Annotated in this window: 1 protein-coding gene; it reads right to left on the reverse strand. The window is 41.3% G+C overall.

Translation table 11 applies throughout. From position 1 onward, the window contains the following. Window positions 1-99 precede the first annotated feature (99 nt). Window positions 100-1,914, reverse strand: coding sequence for a group II intron reverse transcriptase/maturase (gene ltrA / locus INF28_RS12595; RefSeq protein ID WP_226393804.1), 1,815 nt, complete (start codon window positions 1,912-1,914; stop codon window positions 100-102). Between the last annotated feature and the right edge of the window lie 787 nt (window positions 1,915-2,701).

The following is a 2,701-nucleotide window of genomic DNA, read 5'->3' on the forward strand; positions in this document are numbered from 1 at the left end:
TGTTGCGATAGGTAAGCCTTTGAAGTAATCTCCGGCTTTTCCCCCGCTTAGCACGTGGCGTGATGGTTTCCCATCACCACGCGCCCCATCAAAATTCACCTATACATTAATTTCACATAAGCCAACCTTTTTACGCAATTTATTTAATCGCTGAAAATTAATCGTTACATTTTGGAGCTTTATCAAGTATTTCTTTATCATTTCGGGGTCTACGGCGTGGACAAGTTTATGTACATCACTCATAATTATAGTAAGATTTTCGTATTTATCCGTACCTTGCATATGCAACGGTATTATGTGGTGTACTTCCATCTCACCAAACCTAAGCGGTTCACCTGTAATGTAGCAGCGTCCGCGTTGAGCAACATATAACGATATGCGGTTATCGTTGAGTTCTGCGCTTCTTTCCCTAATGGGGTTTTGCAAGAGTAATTGCAGTATTTGAGGGTTGATGGCTTTTTGCATAGAATGAATTTTCTTTCGCCCTTCTGCCGTATAATTGCATATTCCATTTGGAAAGCACATCGGCGGCACTGTTTTTACGCCATTGATTGGATATAGTGCAATTCCGCATACGTTAAATATCTTTCCCGTAAACTCACCATAAAACTTTTGAAACGACTCGCTTCTTAGCCCCGATTTGCTTCGGTGACTCTTTGTTCTGCATAAAAGTGTCTTTCTGACATCAAAGGCAATTCTGTCAAAATCAATGTACACGTTCGTGGCGCAATTATAATAATTTTGATACCCCAGTATGGCGGCGTTAAAATTCATAACGCTCCATTGATTGGGTTCCGCGCCCATCTTGTGTATCTGATTCCTGATATTTTCCTTACATTTGTTGAAAGCCTTGTCTGTCATATGCGATTTGATTACCCATTTACCGCTTTTCGGACGTAGTTTCATTTTAAACCCAAGAAATTCCGAGTAATTCTTTTTAAGATTGACGATATGAGATTTTTCTTCGTTTATTTCCAACCCCAAACGCTCTTTTAACCACATTTTTGTTGCCTCGAACATTCTTACGGCGTCTGACCGTTTTCGGCAGAACAATTTGAAATCATCTGCGTATCGCACAATGAAAACTCTCTTTAGCGTTCCGTTTCCTTTGTGGTACGGTCTGGACATATACCTTGTTTTAAGCGGATTTGTCTCCCATTGACTGGAAATCCACCAATCAAGTTCATTTAAAACTACGTTTGACAATAGCGGACTGAGTATTCCGCCCTGCGGTACGCCCTTGTCAGGTATGCCTACGCCTTTAATTTCGGCTTTCAGCATTTTTGACAGTATTGACAGCAAATTTTTGTCCTGTATCCCTAATGTCCATAACTGTTTTAACAGCTTGCCGTGGTTGACATTATCAAAGAAACCCTTGATGTCAATATCAATGACAAAATGAAAATCAGCTAAATTGGACAGAAACATCGCTCTTGCGATAGCATGGTGAGTACTTCTGTTCGGACGAAAGCCATAGCTGTGCTTATAGAATTTTGCCTCACAGATAGGCTCCAACACCTGCTTGATACATTGCTGTATCAGCCTGTCCTCAATCGTGGGAATACCAAGCGGTCGTTTTCTGCCGTCATACTTTTCAATCTCCACTCTGCGAACAGAATGGGGTTTGAAATCAGCCAATCTTTTTCTGACATACGAAACTATTTCGGAATTTCCCATTTTACCAATATCGACTATATTTGTTGCATTGGTACCACGAGTTTTACTTCCTTTGTTTTTCTTGATATTGCGGTATGCCAGAAGGATATTATTTTCACTTTCAATAACTTTTAGCAAGTCTTGAAAGATGTGCCCCGATTGACTTTGGGCATATAAGTCATCAAATATTTCCTGTGTTCCGTAATACTCATTGTTACGGAGTTTCTGCTTTTTCAGCTTGCGTTCTTTCGTTGCCATAAGTCGGCATCCCTCCAAGTAACTTTGAAGTTATCGCCTCTCTTAGTCATACTCGAACCTTATGCAGAATAAATTTTATTCCGTTTGTGAAATAACTTTATTGTAAATTTTGACTGGTGGCTATCCCTCCACAGCTTGTTATCACTGTTTCACAGGTACTGTGCCACCACCTTCACCGATATTAAGGCAAGTTATATGAAATTCATTTTCCTTGCCAACGCTTCACAGGAATTAAGCCTCTGCGTTATCGGCTTACCACGTTCCAATAAACCTATCTGTATTAGATATATTTAGGTTCTCTCTATAAGCCTGCCTGCTTGATACCGCCTGTAACGGTATAAGGGCTTTCATAAAGGAGGAGTTTTACTCACCCTCACAGACCTCACACGATGGTGAGATTAGCCTGTTAGACTAATACCCGATTTAGACCCGTACATTCGAGAGTTCGTCTCGTGCGTATTGTCCTACGCAAGATTCTAACCATATATATCCATAGACTCCCGGTCTATCACATACTCGACCACCTCTGGTTCGCTATTCCTGTACCACTTAGAAAAAGTGTCTTTAGGGTATGCTCTCAACCGACTTCACCGAGCTTACGACCATTTCGACGCTTAATCATCTACTTTCGCCGTTCGGAGGATTAGAGCAGGCGTTTTAGGGCGTTACCCCTTCATTCCACCTGTCGGTTTATTAGTTCTATGAAACCTGTTCGGAAGCTCCTTTCAATCTTCCGTCTATCTTTTGGCTCCACGCCTAACCTTTTCAGTTAGGAACGTGTCGCACC

Origin of the sequence: Ructibacterium gallinarum, assembly GCF_014982785.1 — a bacterium.
Classification (GTDB): Bacteria; Bacillota; Clostridia; order Monoglobales; family Monoglobaceae; genus Ructibacterium; species Ructibacterium gallinarum.